This window comes from Massilia pseudoviolaceinigra (assembly GCF_030846505.1).
Lineage (GTDB): Bacteria > Pseudomonadota > Gammaproteobacteria > Burkholderiales > Burkholderiaceae_D > Telluria_A > Telluria_A violaceinigra.
On the sequence record NZ_JAVCWL010000001.1, the window covers coordinates 93,620 to 110,738 of the forward strand.

A 17,119-nucleotide genomic window follows, 5' to 3' on the forward strand; every position below is an offset into this window, starting at 1 on the left:
TCGGACGTAAAAAAACCGGCCCGCAGGCCGGTTTTTTATTGACCGGGAAAACGCTTATTCGCGTTCGCCGCCCAGGCCCAGCAGGGAGAGCACGTACTGGAAAATCATGTAGACATTCAGGTACAGGCTCAAGGTGGCGCTGATATAGTTGGTTTCACCGCCGTTGACGATACGCTGCACGTCGTACAGGATGTACGCCGAAAAGATCGCGATACCGATCACCGAGATGGCCAGCCACAGGGCCGGCATTTGCAGGAAGTAGTTGGCCAGGGTGGCGAGGATCAGTACCACGACGCCGGCGAACAGCCACTTGCCCATCATCGAGAAATCGCGCTTGGTCACGGTGGCGATACTTGCCAGAACGGCAAATACGCTGGCCGTGCCGCCGAAGGCCATCATGATCAGGGTGCCGCCGTTGGAAAAGCCCAGGGTGCGCGTGAGCAGCGGCGTGAGCCAGATACCCATGAAGAAGGTAAAGCCCAGCAGCACCACGACGCCCATGGCGCTATGCTTGGTTTTCTCGATGCCCCAGATAAAACCCCATGAGAGGGCCAGGAACAGGCCGAAACCGAGCAAGCCGCGCGGCACCGGCAGGTTGAACATCACACCGATGACGGCGCCGAGCACCGTCGGAATCATCGACAGGGCCAGTAGCCAGTAAGTGTTGCGCAATACGCGATGACGCACTTCCTGGCTTCCCGCCAGGGTGTAGTCTTGCATGCTGATTGACATAGTGCCTCCGATTGATAAAAAGTAATGCTCACTAAAAGAATAGCACGGCGGGGGAAAAGCGCGCAAAATCGCGCTTGCGCCCGCGTGTATTTGCTGGCGCCACTCTAACACTTCTGCGGGCGGCCGTGCAATATCCCTCAAAAAGGGGTGTTGTATGGTAAAATCGAAGGTTGATTGGGTCTCATCACCCAACATTAAACCTTTCTTTTTATTGGAGTTTTTACAAATGGCAATCGAACGCACCCTGTCGATCATCAAACCAGACGCAGTTGCAAAAAACGTCATCGGACAAATCTACAGCCGCTTTGAAGGCGCTGGCCTGAAAGTGGTCGCTGCCCGCATGATGCACCTGTCGCGCGCCGAAGCGGAAGGCTTCTACGCCGTGCACGCTGCACGTCCATTCTTCAAGGACCTGGTCGAATTCATGATCTCGGGTCCTGTCATGGTGCAAGCGCTCGAAGGCGAAAACGCCATCGCGACTCACCGTGACCTGATGGGCGCGACCGATCCGAAGAAGGCAGAAAAAGGCACGATCCGCGCCGATTTCGCCGATTCGATCGATGCCAACGCTGTTCACGGCTCCGACGCCGCTGAAACCGCTGCTGTGGAAATCGCTTACTACTTCCCAGCACTGAACGTGTACTCGCGTTAATCAGTCATCCGTGACTGTTTGACCTGCATCACACCGCTTGTCCGGTTCGCCGGGCAGGCGGGACGCTGTTGAAGCATGCTTTTGAAATAACTTTGTCCTGACTTAATAAAGAATACATATGACGACTCTCACCAACCTGCTGGACTTCGATCCCGCGCAACTCGTCGCTTACTGCGCCGACTTGGGTGAGAAGCCGTTTCGTGCCAAACAGCTGCAGCGCTGGATTCACCAGTTCGGCGCCAGCGAGTTCGACACCATGACCGACCTGGCCAAGTCGCTGCGCGACAAGCTGGCCACGCGCGCGGAAATCCGCGCCCCGGCCGTGATCAGCGACCACACCTCGCTTGATGGCACGCGCAAGTGGCTGGTCGACGTGGGCAATGGCAACGCGGTCGAAACCGTGTTCATTCCGGAAGAAAACCGCGGCACCCTGTGCATTTCCACCCAGGCCGGCTGCGCCGTGAACTGCCGTTTCTGTTCCACCGGCAAGCAGGGTTTCAACCGCAACCTGACCGTGGCCGAAATCATCGGCCAGCTGTGGATGGCCGAATTTGAGCTGCGCCGCACCAAGGGCATCGAACCCGGTCCCAAGGGCGAGCGCCAGATCACCAACGTGGTCATGATGGGCATGGGCGAGCCCCTGCTCAATTTCGAGCCGACCGTCACCGCCCTCAAGCTCATGCTCGACGATAACGCCTACGGCCTGTCGCGCCGCCGCGTGACCCTGTCGACCTCGGGCGTGGTGCCGATGATGGACAAGCTGTCGCAGGAAGTGCCGGTGGCGCTGGCCGTTTCCCTGCACGCGTCGAACGATGCGCTGCGCGACGGCCTGATTCCGCTGAACAAAAAATACCCGCTGCGCGAGCTGATGGCCGCCTGCCGCCGCTACCTCGAATTCGCCCCGCGCGACTTCATCACCTTCGAATACTGCATGCTCGACGGCGTCAACGACAGCGACGAGCACGCGCGCGAACTGGTGGCGCTGGTGCTGGATCCGGCGGTCGGCGTCTCGTGCAAATTCAACCTGATTCCGTTCAATCCTTTCCCTGAGTCCGGCCTGTTGCGCTCGAAGAATCCGCGCATCAAGGCCTTCGCCCAGGTGCTGATGGATGCCGGCATCGTGACCACGATTCGGAAAACGCGCGGCGACGATATCGACGCCGCCTGCGGCCAGCTGGCCGGCGAAGTGCAAGATCGTACCCGCGTACAGGAGCGCATGGAAAAAATGGCTGAATATCAGAAGAAGTTCGGCGCCGACTTCGGGCGCATTGTGGAGATTACTTCTTGAGCGCGCGCCTGCCGCGGCAATCGTTTCGTCCCTTGCGCAGCCAGCTGGCGCTTGCCGCCGCCGGCGTGGCGCTGTCGGCCTGCGTGAGCACCACCAGCACCCGCAACGACACCGCCAGCGCCATCGGCCTGCAGGGCAGCAAGACGGAACTGAAAACCAGCTCGGACCAGACCAGCAAGGACAAGCGCGCGTCGATCCGCATGCAGCTCGCTATCGGTTACTACCAGGAAGGCAATTACACGGTTGCCCTCGACGAGATCAAGCAGGCCATCGCCATCGATCCCGAGATCGCCGACGCCTACAGCGTGCGCGCGCTGATCTACACCAGCATGGGCGAGATGGTGCTGGCCGAAGAGAACTACCAGCGCGCGATGCGCCTGGCGCCGCTCAATCCCGACCTGAACAACAACTATGGCTCCTTCCTGTGCCAGACCGAGCGCTACGCGGCGGCGATGGCCCAGTTCGAGATCGCCCTGAAAAACCCGCGCTACCAGTCGCCGGTGAAGGCCATGGTGAACGCGGGCGGATGCGCCATCAAGCAGAAAAATTTCGACGCGGCCGAGCGCTACCTGCTCGACGCCCTGCGTTTCGAGCCCGACCTGATGCCGGTCAATGCGGGTCTGGCGCGGATCTACTACGAGCGGCGCGACTACGTGCGCGCCGGTAATTATATCAACCGCGTGAAAACGGTCGCGAAACCGGAAGTCTTGCCCGCCGATGTGCTGTGGCTGGCGGTCCGCGTCGAGCGCAAGCTGGGCAACAAGGATTCGGAGACGAGCCTGGCGACCCAGCTGCGCCGGCGTCATCCCGGCTCGCCCGAATTCGCAGCCTTCCAGCGCGGTGCATTTGATGAGTGAGACAGGAACGACGATGAGTTCAGAGCGGGCAGAACAACCAGCAGCGGGGGCGAACGCAGGGGCGAACGCCGGAGCGAACCATGGTTTGCCGGGCCAGAGCCTGGCCGCCCAGCGTGAAGCGATGGGCTGGACGGTGGAGCAGGTCGCCGACCAGCTGAAGATGGCGGTGCGCCAGGTTACCGCGCTCGAAGCGGGCGACTACGCCAACCTGCCGGGACCGGCCGTGGTGCGCGGTTTCGTGCGCGCCTACGCCAAGGTCGTCAAGCTCGACGCGGCGCCGCTGGTGGCCATGATTTCGCTCGACACTCCGGAACTGGCCGAGCCGGGTAGCCGCACCGTGCGGCGCGACAAGCCCGCCACCTTTTCCGAAGTGCGTTTTCCGACCAACGGCAAGCGCTCCAGCCTGCCGCTGGGCCTGATCGGCGCGGCCGTGCTGGTGGTGGCCGCCGCTGCCGGGGCCTGGCATTTCGGCCTGGTGCCGTCGGCGCTGCTCTCGAGCAGCGCACCGGCCGGCACGGCGGCTACCGCGCCGGCCGCCTCCTCCGGGTCGCAAGCGAGCGTGACGCTGCTGCCGCCGCCGGTGGTGGCCGACAAGGCGGTCAGCGCGCCGCTGGAAACGACCCTGGTCAAGCCGGACGAACGCAAACCGGTCATCGCACCGTCGCCGCCGCTGGTGTCGGTACTTCCCCCGGCTACCGCGCCGGTCGCCACAGCAGCCGCCACCCCGGCCGTAACGGGCGCCGTAACGGGCGCCGTAACGGGCGCCGCAACGGCGGCCACCCCGGCCGCGCCTGCCGGATCGAATACCCTGGTGCTGAACGTGCGCGCCGATTCCTGGGTCGAAGTACGGCGCGCCAAGGGTGCGCCATTGCTGTCGCGCCTGCTCAAGGCCGGTACCGTCGAAACGGTCGAAGTGGGCGAGCCGGTCACCCTGATCGTCGGCAAGCCCGACGGCGTGAGCGCCACCCTGCGCGGCGATGCGGTGGCCATGCCGTCCACCAATGGCCGCGTCGCCAGAGTCAACCTCAAGTAATAGGTCTTTGTTCATGTCTTCTTCGAATCTGGCGATCCCCTCCGGGCCCCTCGCGCGGCGCAGCAGCCGGCGCGTGCTGGTGTCGCATGGCGAACGCAAAATCTGGGTCGGCGGCGACGCCCCCGTGGTGGTGCAGTCGATGACCAACACCGACACGGCCGACGTGATCGGCACCGCGATCCAGGTCAAGGAACTGGCCCGTGCCGGCTCCGAAATGGTGCGCATCACGGTCGACAAGCCCGAGGCCGCCGCAGCCGTGCCACTGATCCGCGAACAGCTCGACAAGATGGAAATCGACGTGCCGCTGGTGGGCGACTTCCATTACAACGGCCACACCTTGCTGCGCGACTTCCCCGAGTGCGCGCGCGCGCTGTCGAAGTACCGCATCAATCCGGGCAACGTGGGGCAGGGCGCCAAGCGCGACAGCCAGTTCGCCCAGATGATCGAAGCGGCCATCATGTACAACAAGCCGGTGCGCATCGGCGTGAACTGGGGCAGCCTGGACCAGTCGCTGCTGGCGCGCATCATGGACGAAAACGCCCAGCGCGCCGAACCCTGGAGCGCGCAGGCGGTGATGTACGAGGCGTTGATCACCTCGGCCATCGACAATGCGCTGCGCGCCGAAGAAATCGGTCTTGGACGCGACCAGATCATCCTCTCGTGCAAGGTGTCGGGCGTGCAAGACCTGATCGCGGTGTACCGTGAACTGGCGCGCCGCTGCGACTATCCGCTGCACCTGGGCCTGACCGAAGCGGGCATGGGCAGCAAGGGCATCGTGGCGTCGACCGCCGCGCTGTCGGTGCTGCTGCAGGAAGGCATCGGCGACACCATCCGTATTTCGCTCACGCCCGAACCGGGGGGCGATCGCACGCGCGAAGTCATCGTGGCGCAGGAAATCCTGCAAACCATGGGCTTGCGCAAGTTCGCGCCGATGGTCATCGCCTGCCCGGGTTGCGGACGCACCACCTCGACCACGTTCCAGGAATTGGCCGACAACATCCAGACCTACCTGCGCGAGCAGATGCCTGAATGGAAAAAGTCGTATCCGGGCGTGGAAGGCATGAACGTGGCCGTGATGGGCTGCATCGTCAACGGTCCGGGCGAATCGAAGCACGCCAACATCGGCATCAGTTTGCCGGGCACGGGCGAGTCGCCCGCCGCGCCGGTGTTCGTCGATGGCAAGAAAACCGTCACCCTGCGCGGCGATAAAATCGTTGAAGAATTCCAGGCGATCGTCCTCAATTACGTACAAACCACTTACGGCAAGAAGTTAACCGAACATGTCTGAAAATAAAAAAGAAAAAGCAACGAAGATCACCGCCGTCAAGGGCATGAACGACATCCTGCCGGCCGACGCGCCGCTGTGGGAATTGTTTGAAAACACCGTGCACTCGGTCCTGAAAAGCTACGGCTATCAAAAGATCGTCACCCCGATCGTCGAAGACACGGCGCTGTTCAAGCGTGCCATCGGCGCGGTGACCGACATCGTCGAAAAGGAAATGTATTCGTTCAAGGATTCGATGAACGACGACGAACTGACCCTGCGCCCTGAAGGCACGGCCGGCGTGGTGCGCGCGGTCATCGAGCACAATCTGGTCTACGACGGCCCGCGCCGCGTCTGGTACGCCGGTCCCATGTTCCGCCACGAGCGTCCGCAGCGCGGCCGCTACCGCCAGTTCTTCCAGGTCGGCGCCGAAGCGGTCGGCTTTGCCGGTCCGGATATCGACGCCGAGCTGATCATGCTGTGCCGCCGCCTGTGGGACGACCTGGGCCTGGAAGACATTCGCCTGGAAATCAATTCGATCGGCGACGCGGCCGAGCGCCAGCGTCACCGCGCCGACCTGATCACCTATTTCGAGGCGAACTTTGACCTGCTCGACGAGGAAGCCAAGCGCCGCCTGCACGCCAATCCGCTGCGCATTCTCGACACCAAGAACCCTGCCATGCAGGACCTGGTGAACAATGCGCCGAAGCTGCTCGACTACCTCGAAGGCGAGTCGGTGGTGCACTTCGAAGGCTTGAAGCGCATCCTGGACCACAACAATATCCAGTACACCGTCAACCCGCGCCTGGTGCGCGGGCTCGACTACTACAACCGCAGCGTGTTCGAATGGGTCACCGACAAGCTCGGTTCCCAAGGCACCGTGTGCGCGGGCGGACGCTACGATCCGCTGATCGAAAGCTTTGGCGGCAAGCCGACCCCGGCCGTCGGTTTCGCCATGGGCATCGAGCGCCTGGTGGAGCTGATGAAAGAGGCGGGAGAACCGAACGATCCGTCAGAATGCGATGTCTATATGGTGCACCAGGGCGAGGAAGCGCGCATGCAAGCCTTCGTGCTGGCCGAGCGCATCCGTGATGCCGGCCTGGATGTTGTGTTACATTGCGCCGCTGCGAGCGGTCCCGGCAGCTTCAAGAGCCAGATGAAAAAAGCCGACGGCAGCGGCGCGGCCTTCGCCGTGATCCTGGGCGACGATGAAATCGCCAAGCGCACGGCGGCGGTCAAGTCGATGCGCGGCGCCGAAGGCGAGCAGCAGGCCAGCGTGCCGTTCGACGACGTGGTCGACTACCTGGTCAACCAGATCATCGGCGCCCACGAGCATGACCACGACCACGAGCACGTGCACTACCATCACTAGACGCAAGGCGGCACCGGCGCTCTACCCGATTAATCAGTATTTAACTACGTTGAGAATACCATGGCATACGATCTCGAAGAACAAGAACAACTGGCCGCGATGCAGGCCTTCTGGAACAAGTACGGCACCATGCTGATGGTGCTGCTGATCCTCGCCGCCGGTTCCTACTCGGGCTACACCTGGTGGAAGCGCCAGGAGCGCGTCAACGCCGCTGAAGCGTCGGGCCTGTACACGCAGATGCAAGCCGCGGCCGCCGCCAAGGACAACGCCAAGGTGCAGCGCATCGCCGGCGACGTGCGCACCAAGTATGCCAAGAGCGCCTACGCGTCCATGACGGCGCTGACCGCCGCCAAGAGCGCGTTCGACGCCAGCGACCTGAAGGCGGCCAAGGCCCATCTGCAATGGGTCGTCGACAACGGCAACGATGAGTACAAGTCGATCGCCAAGCTGCGCCTGTCCGGCGTGCTGCTCGACGAGAAAGCCTACGACGAAGGCCTCAAACTGCTGGGCACCAGCTTCCTGCCGCAGTTCAGCGGCGCCGTGGCCGACCGCAAGGGCGATATCCTGGTAGCGCAGAACAAGATCGCCGAAGCGCGCACCGCTTACCTGGCCGCGCTGGCCACGATGGACGACAAGCATCCGGGCCGCGCCGTGGTCCAGCTCAAGCTCGAAGCCATCGGCGGCAGCGTGCCCGAGACCAAAGCGGCCGCCTGAGCGGCCCGGTAGGTTCGTTCGGTCCGCATCAACAAGTTACCCAGAACAAGGTCAATGACTATGCGTATTACCCAGAAACTTATCGGTGTGAGTGTGCTGGCCCTGATGGCCGGCTGCTCCACCCTGAGTTCGCTTAATCCTTTCGCCTCCAAATCCAAGGGCAACGTGCCCGCGCCGCTGGTCGAGCTCAAGGGCTCGATGGCCGTGCGCACCGCCTGGAAGCTCGATATCGGCAAGGCCGAGGATTATGTCTTCGCGCCGGCGCTGGTGAACCAGTCGCTGGTGGTGGCCGGCGCCGACGGCGCCATCGCGCGGGTCGACGCCGCCAGCGGCAAGCAGCTGTGGCGCATCAAGGCCGACACCGGCCTGACCGCCGGCGTCGGTACCGACGGCAACATGCTGGTCTTTGGCGGCGCCAAGGGCGGCGTGCTGGCCTACGACCTCGAAGGCAAGCTGCTGTGGAAGGCCCAGGCTTCCAGCGAAGTGCTGTCGAGCCCCGTGATCGGCGAGGGCGTGGTGGTGGTGCGCTCGGTCGACAACCGCATCGTCGGCCTCGACGCCAGGACGGGCGAGAAAAAATGGACCGTGCAGCGCGTCTCGCCGCCGCTGACCCTGCGCAATGCGCCGGGCATGGTGGTGGTCGGCAAGGAAGTCATCATCGCCCAGCCGGGCGGCAAACTGCTGTCGCTGAACCTGGCCACGGGCGCGGCGCGCTGGGAAGTGGCGGTCGGCGAAGCGCGCGGCGCGACCGAACTCGAAAGGGTCACCGACATCGGCGGCACCCCGGTCGTGATCGACCAGGAAGTGTGCGCCGCGTCCTACCAGGGCCGCGTGGGCTGCTTCGACATCGCCACGGGCGCCGCGCGCTGGACCAAGGAACTGTCGTCCGACGTCGGCGTGACGGTCGACCAGCGCTTCGTGTTCGCCGTCGACGACAAGGGCGCCGTCTCGGCCTTTAACCGCGAAGGCGGCGTGAGCGCCTGGAAAAACGACAAATTGAGTTATCGCCGCCTGTCCACCCCCGTGTCGTATTCGCGCACGGTGGCGGTCGGCGACTACCAGGGTTTCATCCACTTCCTGTCACGGGAAGATGGTTCCTTTCTGGCGCGCGCCGCCACCGACGGGAGCGCCATCACGGCGCCACCGATGGTGGCCGGTTCGAACCTGATCTTTCAAACACAATCTGGGACAGTGACCGCCATCGCGGTCGAATAAAAACACCATGAAGCCGGTAATCGCATTAGTTGGTCGCCCCAACGTCGGGAAATCGACACTCTTCAATCGCCTCACCCGCTCGCGCGACGCGCTCGTGGCCGACTTGCCAGGTCTCACGCGCGATCGTCACTACGGCGAAGGCCGGGTCGGTGAACGCCCCTTCCTCGTCATCGACACGGGCGGCTTCGAGCCGGTCGCCAAGGAAGGCATCATGTTCCAGATGGCCCTGCAGACCAAGCAGGCCGTCGCCGAAGCGGACGTGGTCGTCTTCATCGTCGATGGCCGCCAGGGCCTCACGCCGCACGACAAGACCATCACCGACTTCCTGCGCAAGTCGGGCCGCAAGGTGATGCTGGTCGTCAACAAGGGCGAGGGCATGAAGTACAGCTCCGTCGTGGCCGATTTCTACGAACTCGGCATGGGCGACCCGTACGTCATTTCCGCCGCCCACGGCGACGGCGTGACCGACCTGGTCGAGGAAGCGCTCAACGAAGCCTTCGCCCAGCGTCCGGACGACCAGGAAGAACTGGAACCGGCCGCGCGCGGCATCAAGATCGCCATCGTCGGCCGTCCGAACGTGGGCAAGTCCACCCTGGTCAACACCCTGATCGGCGAAGAGCGCGTGATCGCCTTCGACATGCCGGGCACCACGCGCGACTCGATCGAAGTCCCATTCGAGCGCGACGGCAAGAACTACACCCTGATCGACACGGCCGGCATCCGCCGCCGCGGCAAGGTGTTCGAAGCGATCGAGAAGTTTTCGGTCGTGAAAACCCTGCAGTCGATTTCGGAAGCGCACGTCGTCATCCTGCTGCTCGACGCCCAGCAAGACATTTCGGAGCAGGATGCGCACATCGCCGGCTTCATCCTGGAATCGGGCCGCGCGCTGGTGGTGGCCGTCAACAAGTGGGATGGCTTGCGCACCGACGAGCGCGACGAAATCAAGATCGACATCGACCGCAAGCTCGATTTCCTCTCGTTCGCCAAGACCCACTTCATTTCGGCCCTGAAGGCGCAAGGCATCGCGCCGATGATGAAGTCGGTCGACTCGGCCTACGCCGCCGCCACCGCCGACCTGTCGACGCCGCGCCTGACGCGCGCGCTGATCGAAGCGGTCGAGAAGCAGGAACCGCGCCGCAAGGGCTCGATCCGTCCTAAAATGCGCTATGCGCACCAGGGCGGGCAGAATCCGCCGATCATCGTCATCCACGGCAATTCGCTCGACGCCATCGGCGAGCCGTACAAGCGCTACCTCGAGAAGCATTTCCGCGACACCTTCAATCTGGTAGGTACGCCGCTGCGGATCGAGCTGCGCGTGGGTAAAAACCCGTTCGCGCGCATGTCCAAGTAGGTGCGCACGTCCGACAGACAATTGCAAAACAGGTTACAGTAACTCAGGGACATCATTCGCCTCACAACAATGATGGTCCCGGCACTTGAAAAACCAGCGAGTCGCCTCCAATTCTTTACTACAACAACATCACGGAGCTGTTATGAGCAACAAAGGGCAACTGTTACAAGACCCATTCCTCAATGCCTTGCGCAAAGAGCATGTTCCCGTCTCGATCTACCTGGTCAACGGGATCAAACTTCAGGGCCACATCGAGTCCTTCGACCAGTACGTGGTCTTGCTGCGTAACACGGTGACCCAGATGGTCTACAAGCATGCGATCTCCACCGTTGTTCCGGCACGCGCGGTTAATCTCAATCTTGATTCCGAAGCTGAGTAAGGCCATGGGCGCCGCCACCCCGGGTCGCCTGGCCCTGCAGGGAGGCCTATGCGCGCAGCACTAGTCGGCATCGATTTCGGCGCTGGCGACTTCAACGCGAGCGTGGAAGAGCTGTCCCTGCTCGCCCGTTCGGCAGGCGTCGACCCGATCACCACCATCACCGCCAAGCGTTCCAGTCCGGACGCTGCCTACTTTGTCGGCAGCGGCAAGGCCGACGAAATCGGCCTGGCTTGCGTGGACCAGAACATCGAGATCGTGATTTTCAATCACGCCCTGTCTCCGGCCCAACAGCGCAATCTGGAAAAACGCCTGAATATCCGCGTCCTCGACCGCACCAGCCTGATCCTCGACATCTTCGCGCAGCGCGCCAAGAGCCACGAGGGCAAGCTGCAGGTCGAACTGGCGCAGCTGCAGCATCTGGCCACGCGCCTGATCCGCGGCTGGACTCACCTGGAACGGCAAAAGGGCGGTATCGGCCTGCGCGGTCCGGGTGAAACCCAGCTCGAGACCGACCGCCGCCTGATCGGCGAGCGCGTCAAGGCCCTGCGCGCGCGCCTGGCCAAGCTGCGCAAGCAGCACGAAACCCAGCGCCGTTCGCGCGGGCGCAGCCATACCTTTTCGGTCTCGCTGGTCGGCTACACCAATGCCGGCAAGTCGACCCTGTTCAACGCGCTGACCAAGGCCGGCGTGTACGTCGCCAACCAGTTGTTCGCCACCCTGGATACGACCTCGCGCCGCGTCTACCTGGGCGAGGAAGTGGGCAACGTGGTCATGTCCGACACGGTCGGTTTCGTGCGCGAACTGCCGCACCAGCTGGTGGCGGCATTTCGCGCCACGCTGGAAGAAACCATCCACGCCGACCTGCTGCTGCACGTCGTCGATGGCGCCAGCCCGGTGCGCATGGAACAGATCGAACAGGTCAACCTGGTGCTCAAGGAAATCGGCGCCGATCATATTCCGCAAATCCTGGTGTGGAACAAGATCGACGCCGCGGGCCTGGAGCCTGCGGTCGAACGCGATGAAGCGGGCAAGATTGCGCGCGTCTTCATCAGCGCCCACACCGGCGCCGGCCTCGACCTGCTGCGCGACGCCGTGGTCGAAGCGGCCAAGGCCGCGCCCGAGCGCAGCCACCTTTTTGAAGAGCAGGACGATGCCGAACCGGTTGACGCGCCCGATGGCGACGACGCAGACGATGCGTCCGACCTTGATGATGCCCACGACGCAGACGATGCGGACGATGCACAGGACGCGCAACCGGCCGAAATTCTAACCTCCACCATTGTCGGACCTCGATAGCATGCTTGCTTCATTACTCAAACGCGTCGGCATCCGGCCGCCGCCCACTGTCCTGCTGCAGGACAGCAAACGTCCCGGTGACGGCCCGCCCGATCTCGACCAGATGTGGCGCGACTTCAACCAGCGCCTTAATCGCCTGTTCGGTCCCAAGGGACCGGGCGGCGGCGATACGGGCGGTGGCGGTTACCGTCCGGACATGAAGGGTGCCGGCGTTACCGTCGGCGCGGCGGCGGCGGTGGTGGCGTTCATCTGGCTCGCCAGCGGCGTGTTCAGCGTGCTCGAAGGCCAGGTCGGCATCGTCTCGACCTTCGGCAAGTACGCGCGCACCACCGGTCCGGGCTTGAACTGGCGCATGCCGTATCCGTTCCAGACCCACGAGAAGGTCAACGTCTCGAACCTGCGTACCGTCGAAATCGGCACCAGCGGCACCGTGCGCGCCAAGAATCCGCAAGAAGCGCTGATGCTCACCGATGACGAGAACATCATCGAGATCCAGTTCGCGGTGCAGTACACGCTCAAGGACCCGAAGGCCTGGCTGTTCAACAATTACGACACCGACGACACCGTGCGCATGGTCGCCGAGACGTCGATGCGCGAAATCGTCGGCAAGAGCAAGATGGACTTCGTGCTCTACGAGGGGCGCGAAAAGGTCGCCCTCGACACCCAGCTCCTGATGCAGAAGATCATCGACCGCTACGCCCTGGGCGCGCAGATCAACAACGTCACCATGCAGGTGGTGCAGCCGCCGGAGCAGGTGCAGGGCGCTTTCGACGATGCCGTCAAGGCTGGCCAGGACCGCGAACGGGCCAAGAACGAAGGCCAGGCGTATGCCAACGACGTGGTGCCGCGTGCGCGCGGTAACGCGTTCCGCCTGATGCAGGAAGCCGAAGCCTACCGCTCGATGGTCACCGAAAACGCCACCGGTAACGCGGCCCGCTTCACGCAAGTGATGACCGAGTACCAGAAGGCGCCTGCCGTTACCCGCGACCGCATGTACCTCGACACCATGCAGCAGATTTTCACCAGTGCCAGCAAGGTCATGGTTGACGCCAAGTCCGGCAGCAACCTGCTGTACCTGCCGCTCGATAAACTGATTGCGCAGACTGCCGCCAACGACGCCGCCATCGGCGCCAAGTCCGGGCCGGTGCAGGCCGCGCCGCTGCCGCTGCCGGCAGAGGTGATGCAGCCGCTCGAACAGGTGCGCCAGCGCGACAACCGCAGCCGCGAATCCTCACGTGATCGGGAGATCCGCTAATGAACCGCTTAGTTTCCATTCTTGTCGCGGGCTTCGTCGCGCTGATGCTGCTCTCGTCGACCGTGTTCGTGGTCGATCAGCGCACCTTCGCCGTGGTGTTCGCGTTTGGCGAAATCAAGGAAGTGATCAGCGAGCCTGGTCTGCACTTCAAGCTGCCGCCGCCGCTGCAAAACGTGATCTACCTCGACAAGCGCATCCTCACGCTCGATACGCCCAACGCCGACCGCTTCATCACTTCGGAGAAGAAGAACATCCTGGTCGATACCTTCGTCAAGTGGCGCATCATGGATCCGCGCCTGTACTACGTCAGTTTCAGCGGCAGCGAGAAAAGCGCGCGCGCCCGCATGGATCAGATCGTAAAGGCGGCGCTGAACGATGAAATCACCAAGCGCACGGTGCGCGACGTCATTTCCGGCCAGCGCGGCAGCGTGATGGAAGCGATCCATCGCAAGGTCGAAGCCGAGGCCAGGCAGATCGGCGTGCAGATTGTCGACGTGCGCTTGAAGCGCGTCGATTACGTCGAGCAGATCAACGCCTCGGTGTACGACCGCATGAAGGCCGAGCGCCTGCGCGTGGCCAACGAGCTGCGTTCGACCGGTTCGGCCGAATCGGAAAAAATCCGCGCCGACGCCGACCGCCAGCGCACCGTGATGCTGGCCGAAGCGTTCCGCGACGCCGAGAAAATCAAGGGTGACGGCGACGCCAAGGCATCGCAGATTTACGCCGAAGCGTTCGGCAAGAACCCGGAGTTCTACAAGTTCTATCGCTCGCTGGAAGCGTACCGCGCGACCTTCAAGAGCCATGGCGACGTGATGGTGCTCGATTCGAATTCGGAGTTCTTCAAGTATTTCCGTAGTCCGGGCGGGGCTGCGGCACCTGCCGCCGCCAAGAAGTAAGCACGGGCGGTTGGGTGAACAATGGGCGGGTCTGCGTTGCAGGCCCGCCCGTTTGTATTTTCAGCGCTAGCCACGGCTCCGTCATTCCCGCGCAGGCGGGAATGACGCTGTAGTGGTGGAGAATGACGGTTTTCGGTGTATCGTTTGCTTCGCGATGATGGGGGGCAGCGGGCGATGCATAACAAGCTCGCAACTCCCTCCCACACATTTGTTGGCTCCCTTAAACCATTTTCCTGTAAAATCGCTGATTCGGCGCTACATTTAGCACGACCGTGCGCGCCATATTGTCCGATTTTTAACTATCTCCCGTTACCCATGCCGAACTGGCTCCTGCCTGAAAATATTGCCGACGTCCTGCCGTCCGAAGCGCGCAAGACCGAAGAGCTGCGCCGCCTGATGCTCGATAACTTCCGTTCCTACGGTTACGAGCTGGTCATGCCGCCGCTGCTCGAATACGTCGAGTCGCTGCTGACCGGCGCCGGCCAGGACACCGAACTGCGCAGCTTCAAGCTGGTCGATCCGATGTCGGGCCGCATGCTCGGCCTGCGCGCCGACATGACCACCCAGGTCGCGCGCATCGATGCCCACCTGCTCAACCGCGATTCGGTCACCCGCCTGTGCTACGCCGGCAGCGTGCTGCATACCCGCCCGAGCGGCCTGCACGCGACGCGCGAACCCTTGCAGATCGGCGCCGAAATCTACGGCCACGCCGGCCTCGAGGCGGACGCCGAAGTGCAGGAACTGGCGCTGGCCTCGCTGGCCCTGGCCGGCTTCGGCGCCGACCAGGTGCGCCTGGACCTGTCGCACGTAGGCGTGCTGCGCGCGCTGCTGACCGGCGACGGCGCGGCGCAAAAAGATGAAGCGGCCCTGTACACGCTGCTGCGCGCCAAGGACACCCCGGGCCTGGACGCGATCAGCGCATCGTATGCGCCGGCCACCCGCGCCGCGCTGCTGGCCTTGCCCGGCCTGTACGGCGACATCGATGTGCTGGCGCGTGCGCGCGACGTCTTGCCGGCGCTGCCGGGCATCACGCGCGCGCTGGCCGAACTGGCCGCGCTGGCCGGATCGGCCCTGGGCCGCGCCGACGTGGCGATCGACCTGGCCGACCTGCGCGGCTACCAATACGAAAGCGGCGCGATGTTCGCGCTGTACGTGCCCGGCCTGCCGAATGCGGTGGCGCGCGGCGGACGTTACGACCATGTAGGCGAAGCATTCGGCCGGGCCAGGCCCGCGACCGGCTTTTCGCTCGATTTGCGCGAACTGGCGCGGCTCTTGCCGACCGCCGAGCGCAAACATTCGATCCGGGCTCCGTGGGGCAATGCCCCCGAGCTGCGTGAAAAAATCGCTCAACTGCGCAAAGCAGGCGAGGTTGTGATCCAGAGTTTGCCGGGTCACGACAATGAGCAGGACGAGTTCGAGTGCGATCGCGTACTTGTCCTCGAAAACAGTAACTGGATTCTCAAAAACTTAGGCTAAGTGTGATGTCAAAGAAAAACGTGGCAAAGAACGTCGTTGTCATCGGCACCCAGTGGGGCGATGAAGGCAAGGGCAAGATCGTCGATTGGCTGACCGATAACGCGCAGGGCGTGGTTCGCTTCCAGGGTGGCCATAATGCCGGCCATACCCTGGTCATCAAGGGTCAGAAGACCGCCTTGCAGCTGATCCCGTCGGGCATCATGCGCGAAGGCGTGGCCTGCTACATCGGCAATGGCGTGGTCGTGTCGGTTCCCGACGTGATGCGCGAAATCGACAAGCTCCAGGCCATCGGCGTGGAAGTGGTGTCGCGCCTGAAGATTTCCGAGGCGTGTCCCGCGATCCTGCCGTACCACGTCGCCATCGACGTGGCCCGCGAAGTGGCGCGCGGCGCCAACAAGATCGGCACCACCGGCAAGGGCATCGGCCCGGCCTACGAAGACAAAGTGGCACGCCGCGCGATCCGTATCGCCGACATGCTCAACGAAGAGCGCTTCGCCGAAAAACTGCGCGAAAACCTCGACTACCATAATTTCGTGCTGACCAATTACCTGAAAGCCGACGCGGTCGACTTCCAGAAGACGTTCGACGACGCGATGGCCCTGGTGCCTCGCTTGAAACCGATGGTCGGCGACGTGTCCTCGCAGCTGTACGCGGCGCACAAGGCTGGCGGCAACCTGCTGTTCGAAGGCGCCCAGGGCTCGCTGCTCGACGTCGACCACGGCACCTATCCGTACGTGACCTCGTCGAACTGCGTGGCGGGCAATGCCGCCGCCGGCGCTGGCGTCGGTCCGAACATGCTGCACTACATCCTGGGCATCACCAAGGCGTATACGACGCGCGTCGGCTCCGGCCCGTTCCCGTCGGAGTTGCCGACGGACGCCGGCGTGGGCCACCACCTGTCGTCGGTGGGCCATGAATTCGGTACCGTCACCGGCCGTGCGCGCCGCTGCGGCTGGTTCGATGCCGCGCTGCTGCGCCGCTCGGTCCAGATCAATGGCGTCTCGGGCATGTGCCTGACCAAGCTCGACGTGCTCGACGGCCTGGAAACGCTCAAGCTGTGCACCGGCTACAAGATCGATGGCCGCGATGTCGACATCTTCCCGGTCGGCGCGGAAGACGCGGCGCGCTGCGTGCCTGTGTATGAAGAGATGCCGGGCTGGAAAGAAAGCACCGTCGGCGCGAAATCGCTGGCCGAGCTGCCTGCCACCGCGCGCGCCTACATCAAGCGCATCGAAGAACTGGTCGGCGTGCCGGTCGATATGGTTTCCACCGGTCCCGACCGCGTTGAAACGATCGTCCTGCGTCATCCGTTCGAATAATAACAAGCTATAGGAATCAT

General features: G+C 63.3%; 16 protein-coding genes. 15 read left to right on the forward strand and 1 reads right to left on the reverse strand.

All coding sequences use genetic code 11. The features are described from left to right. Positions 1-54: 54 nt before the first annotated feature. Entirely contained in the window at positions 55-732 is a 678-nt protein-coding gene (locus RBA40_RS00460) for a Bax inhibitor-1/YccA family protein (RefSeq protein WP_099876374.1), read from the reverse strand. Positions 733-958: 226 nt separating this feature from the next. Between RBA40_RS00460 and ndk the strand changes: the two genes are divergently transcribed. From ndk to RBA40_RS00535, 15 genes are all read left to right on the forward strand, one after another. Next, positions 959-1,384: a nucleoside-diphosphate kinase gene (gene ndk, locus RBA40_RS00465; RefSeq protein ID WP_167089422.1), complete on the forward strand. Its 426-nt coding sequence runs from the start codon at positions 959-961 to the stop codon at positions 1,382-1,384. Positions 1,385-1,502: 118 nt separating this feature from the next. Further along, entirely contained in the window at positions 1,503-2,672 is a 1,170-nt protein-coding gene (gene rlmN / locus RBA40_RS00470) for a dual-specificity RNA methyltransferase RlmN (RefSeq protein ID WP_306645075.1), read from the forward strand. Then, positions 2,669-3,529 (forward strand): type IV pilus biogenesis/stability protein PilW, encoded by an 861-nt coding sequence (gene pilW / locus RBA40_RS00475; RefSeq protein WP_306645077.1) that lies wholly within the window; start codon positions 2,669-2,671, stop codon positions 3,527-3,529. Before rlmN ends, pilW begins: the two co-directional genes overlap by 4 nt. A gap of 13 nt (positions 3,530-3,542) precedes the next feature. Beyond that, positions 3,543-4,562 (forward strand): helix-turn-helix domain-containing protein, encoded by a 1,020-nt coding sequence (locus tag RBA40_RS00480; RefSeq protein ID WP_306645078.1) that lies wholly within the window; start codon positions 3,543-3,545, stop codon positions 4,560-4,562. A 13-nt stretch (positions 4,563-4,575) separates the two neighbouring features. Then, positions 4,576-5,850 (forward strand): flavodoxin-dependent (E)-4-hydroxy-3-methylbut-2-enyl-diphosphate synthase, encoded by a 1,275-nt coding sequence (ispG, locus tag RBA40_RS00485; protein WP_306645080.1) that lies wholly within the window; start codon positions 4,576-4,578, stop codon positions 5,848-5,850. Continuing rightward, complete coding sequence (gene hisS, locus RBA40_RS00490; protein ID WP_306645082.1) at positions 5,843-7,198, forward strand: histidine--tRNA ligase; 1,356 nt, start codon at positions 5,843-5,845, stop codon at positions 7,196-7,198. The genes ispG and hisS overlap by 8 nt, the downstream gene beginning before the upstream one ends. Positions 7,199-7,258: 60 nt before the next feature. Then, positions 7,259-7,912, forward strand: coding sequence for a YfgM family protein (locus RBA40_RS00495; protein WP_306645084.1), 654 nt, complete (start codon positions 7,259-7,261; stop codon positions 7,910-7,912). Between the two features lie 60 nt (positions 7,913-7,972). Beyond that, complete coding sequence (gene bamB, locus RBA40_RS00500; RefSeq protein ID WP_306645580.1) at positions 7,973-9,127, forward strand: outer membrane protein assembly factor BamB; 1,155 nt, start codon at positions 7,973-7,975, stop codon at positions 9,125-9,127. Between the two features lie 7 nt (positions 9,128-9,134). Next, positions 9,135-10,478 carry a ribosome biogenesis GTPase Der gene (gene der / locus RBA40_RS00505; protein WP_306645086.1) on the forward strand — a complete coding sequence of 448 codons (1,344 nt, stop codon included), beginning with the start codon at positions 9,135-9,137 and terminating at the stop codon, positions 10,476-10,478. Positions 10,479-10,620: 142 nt separating this feature from the next. Further along, the gene (hfq, locus tag RBA40_RS00510) at positions 10,621-10,857 is read left to right on the forward strand and encodes an RNA chaperone Hfq (RefSeq protein ID WP_026354376.1); all 237 of its coding nucleotides are present in this window, start codon (positions 10,621-10,623) and stop codon (positions 10,855-10,857) included. Between the two features lie 48 nt (positions 10,858-10,905). Next, positions 10,906-12,153, forward strand: a complete 1,248-nt coding sequence (hflX, locus tag RBA40_RS00515; protein ID WP_306645088.1) for a GTPase HflX — start codon at positions 10,906-10,908, stop codon at positions 12,151-12,153. Position 12,154: 1 nt separating this feature from the next. After that, positions 12,155-13,408 (forward strand): FtsH protease activity modulator HflK, encoded by a 1,254-nt coding sequence (hflK, locus tag RBA40_RS00520; RefSeq protein ID WP_306645090.1) that lies wholly within the window; start codon positions 12,155-12,157, stop codon positions 13,406-13,408. Next, positions 13,408-14,304, forward strand: a complete 897-nt coding sequence (gene hflC / locus RBA40_RS00525) for a protease modulator HflC (RefSeq protein ID WP_306645091.1) — start codon at positions 13,408-13,410, stop codon at positions 14,302-14,304. The genes hflK and hflC overlap by 1 nt, the downstream gene beginning before the upstream one ends. Before the next feature lie 315 nt (positions 14,305-14,619). Next, the gene (locus RBA40_RS00530) at positions 14,620-15,780 is read left to right on the forward strand and encodes an ATP phosphoribosyltransferase regulatory subunit (protein ID WP_306645093.1); all 1,161 of its coding nucleotides are present in this window, start codon (positions 14,620-14,622) and stop codon (positions 15,778-15,780) included. 5 nt (positions 15,781-15,785) lie between these two features. Beyond that, positions 15,786-17,099 (forward strand): adenylosuccinate synthase, encoded by a 1,314-nt coding sequence (locus RBA40_RS00535; protein WP_306645094.1) that lies wholly within the window; start codon positions 15,786-15,788, stop codon positions 17,097-17,099. Positions 17,100-17,119 lie beyond the last annotated feature (20 nt).

Excerpts from the sequence above, each read along its gene's own strand:
- hflC (WP_306645091.1), top strand. The coding sequence starts at position 13,408 with ATGAACCGCTTAGTTTCCATTCTTGTCGCGGGCTTCGTCGCGCTGATG.
- hflK (WP_306645090.1), top strand. The coding sequence starts at position 12,155 with ATGCTTGCTTCATTACTCAAACGCGTCGGCATCCGGCCGCCGCCCACT.
- der (WP_306645086.1), top strand. The coding sequence starts at position 9,135 with ATGAAGCCGGTAATCGCATTAGTTGGTCGCCCCAACGTCGGGAAATCG.
- hfq (WP_026354376.1), top strand. The coding sequence starts at position 10,621 with ATGAGCAACAAAGGGCAACTGTTACAAGACCCATTCCTCAATGCCTTG.
- ispG (WP_306645080.1), top strand. The coding sequence starts at position 4,576 with ATGTCTTCTTCGAATCTGGCGATCCCCTCCGGGCCCCTCGCGCGGCGC.
- RBA40_RS00495 (WP_306645084.1), top strand. The coding sequence starts at position 7,259 with ATGGCATACGATCTCGAAGAACAAGAACAACTGGCCGCGATGCAGGCC.
- RBA40_RS00535 (WP_306645094.1), top strand. The coding sequence starts at position 15,786 with ATGTCAAAGAAAAACGTGGCAAAGAACGTCGTTGTCATCGGCACCCAG.
- rlmN (WP_306645075.1), top strand. The coding sequence starts at position 1,503 with ATGACGACTCTCACCAACCTGCTGGACTTCGATCCCGCGCAACTCGTC.
- RBA40_RS00530 (WP_306645093.1), top strand. The coding sequence starts at position 14,620 with ATGCCGAACTGGCTCCTGCCTGAAAATATTGCCGACGTCCTGCCGTCC.
- hflX (WP_306645088.1), top strand. The coding sequence starts at position 10,906 with ATGCGCGCAGCACTAGTCGGCATCGATTTCGGCGCTGGCGACTTCAAC.
- ndk (WP_167089422.1), top strand. The coding sequence starts at position 959 with ATGGCAATCGAACGCACCCTGTCGATCATCAAACCAGACGCAGTTGCA.
- RBA40_RS00480 (WP_306645078.1), top strand. The coding sequence starts at position 3,543 with ATGAGTTCAGAGCGGGCAGAACAACCAGCAGCGGGGGCGAACGCAGGG.
- bamB (WP_306645580.1), top strand. The coding sequence starts at position 7,973 with ATGCGTATTACCCAGAAACTTATCGGTGTGAGTGTGCTGGCCCTGATG.
- RBA40_RS00460 (WP_099876374.1), bottom strand. The coding sequence starts at position 732 with ATGTCAATCAGCATGCAAGACTACACCCTGGCGGGAAGCCAGGAAGTG.
- hisS (WP_306645082.1), top strand. The coding sequence starts at position 5,843 with ATGTCTGAAAATAAAAAAGAAAAAGCAACGAAGATCACCGCCGTCAAG.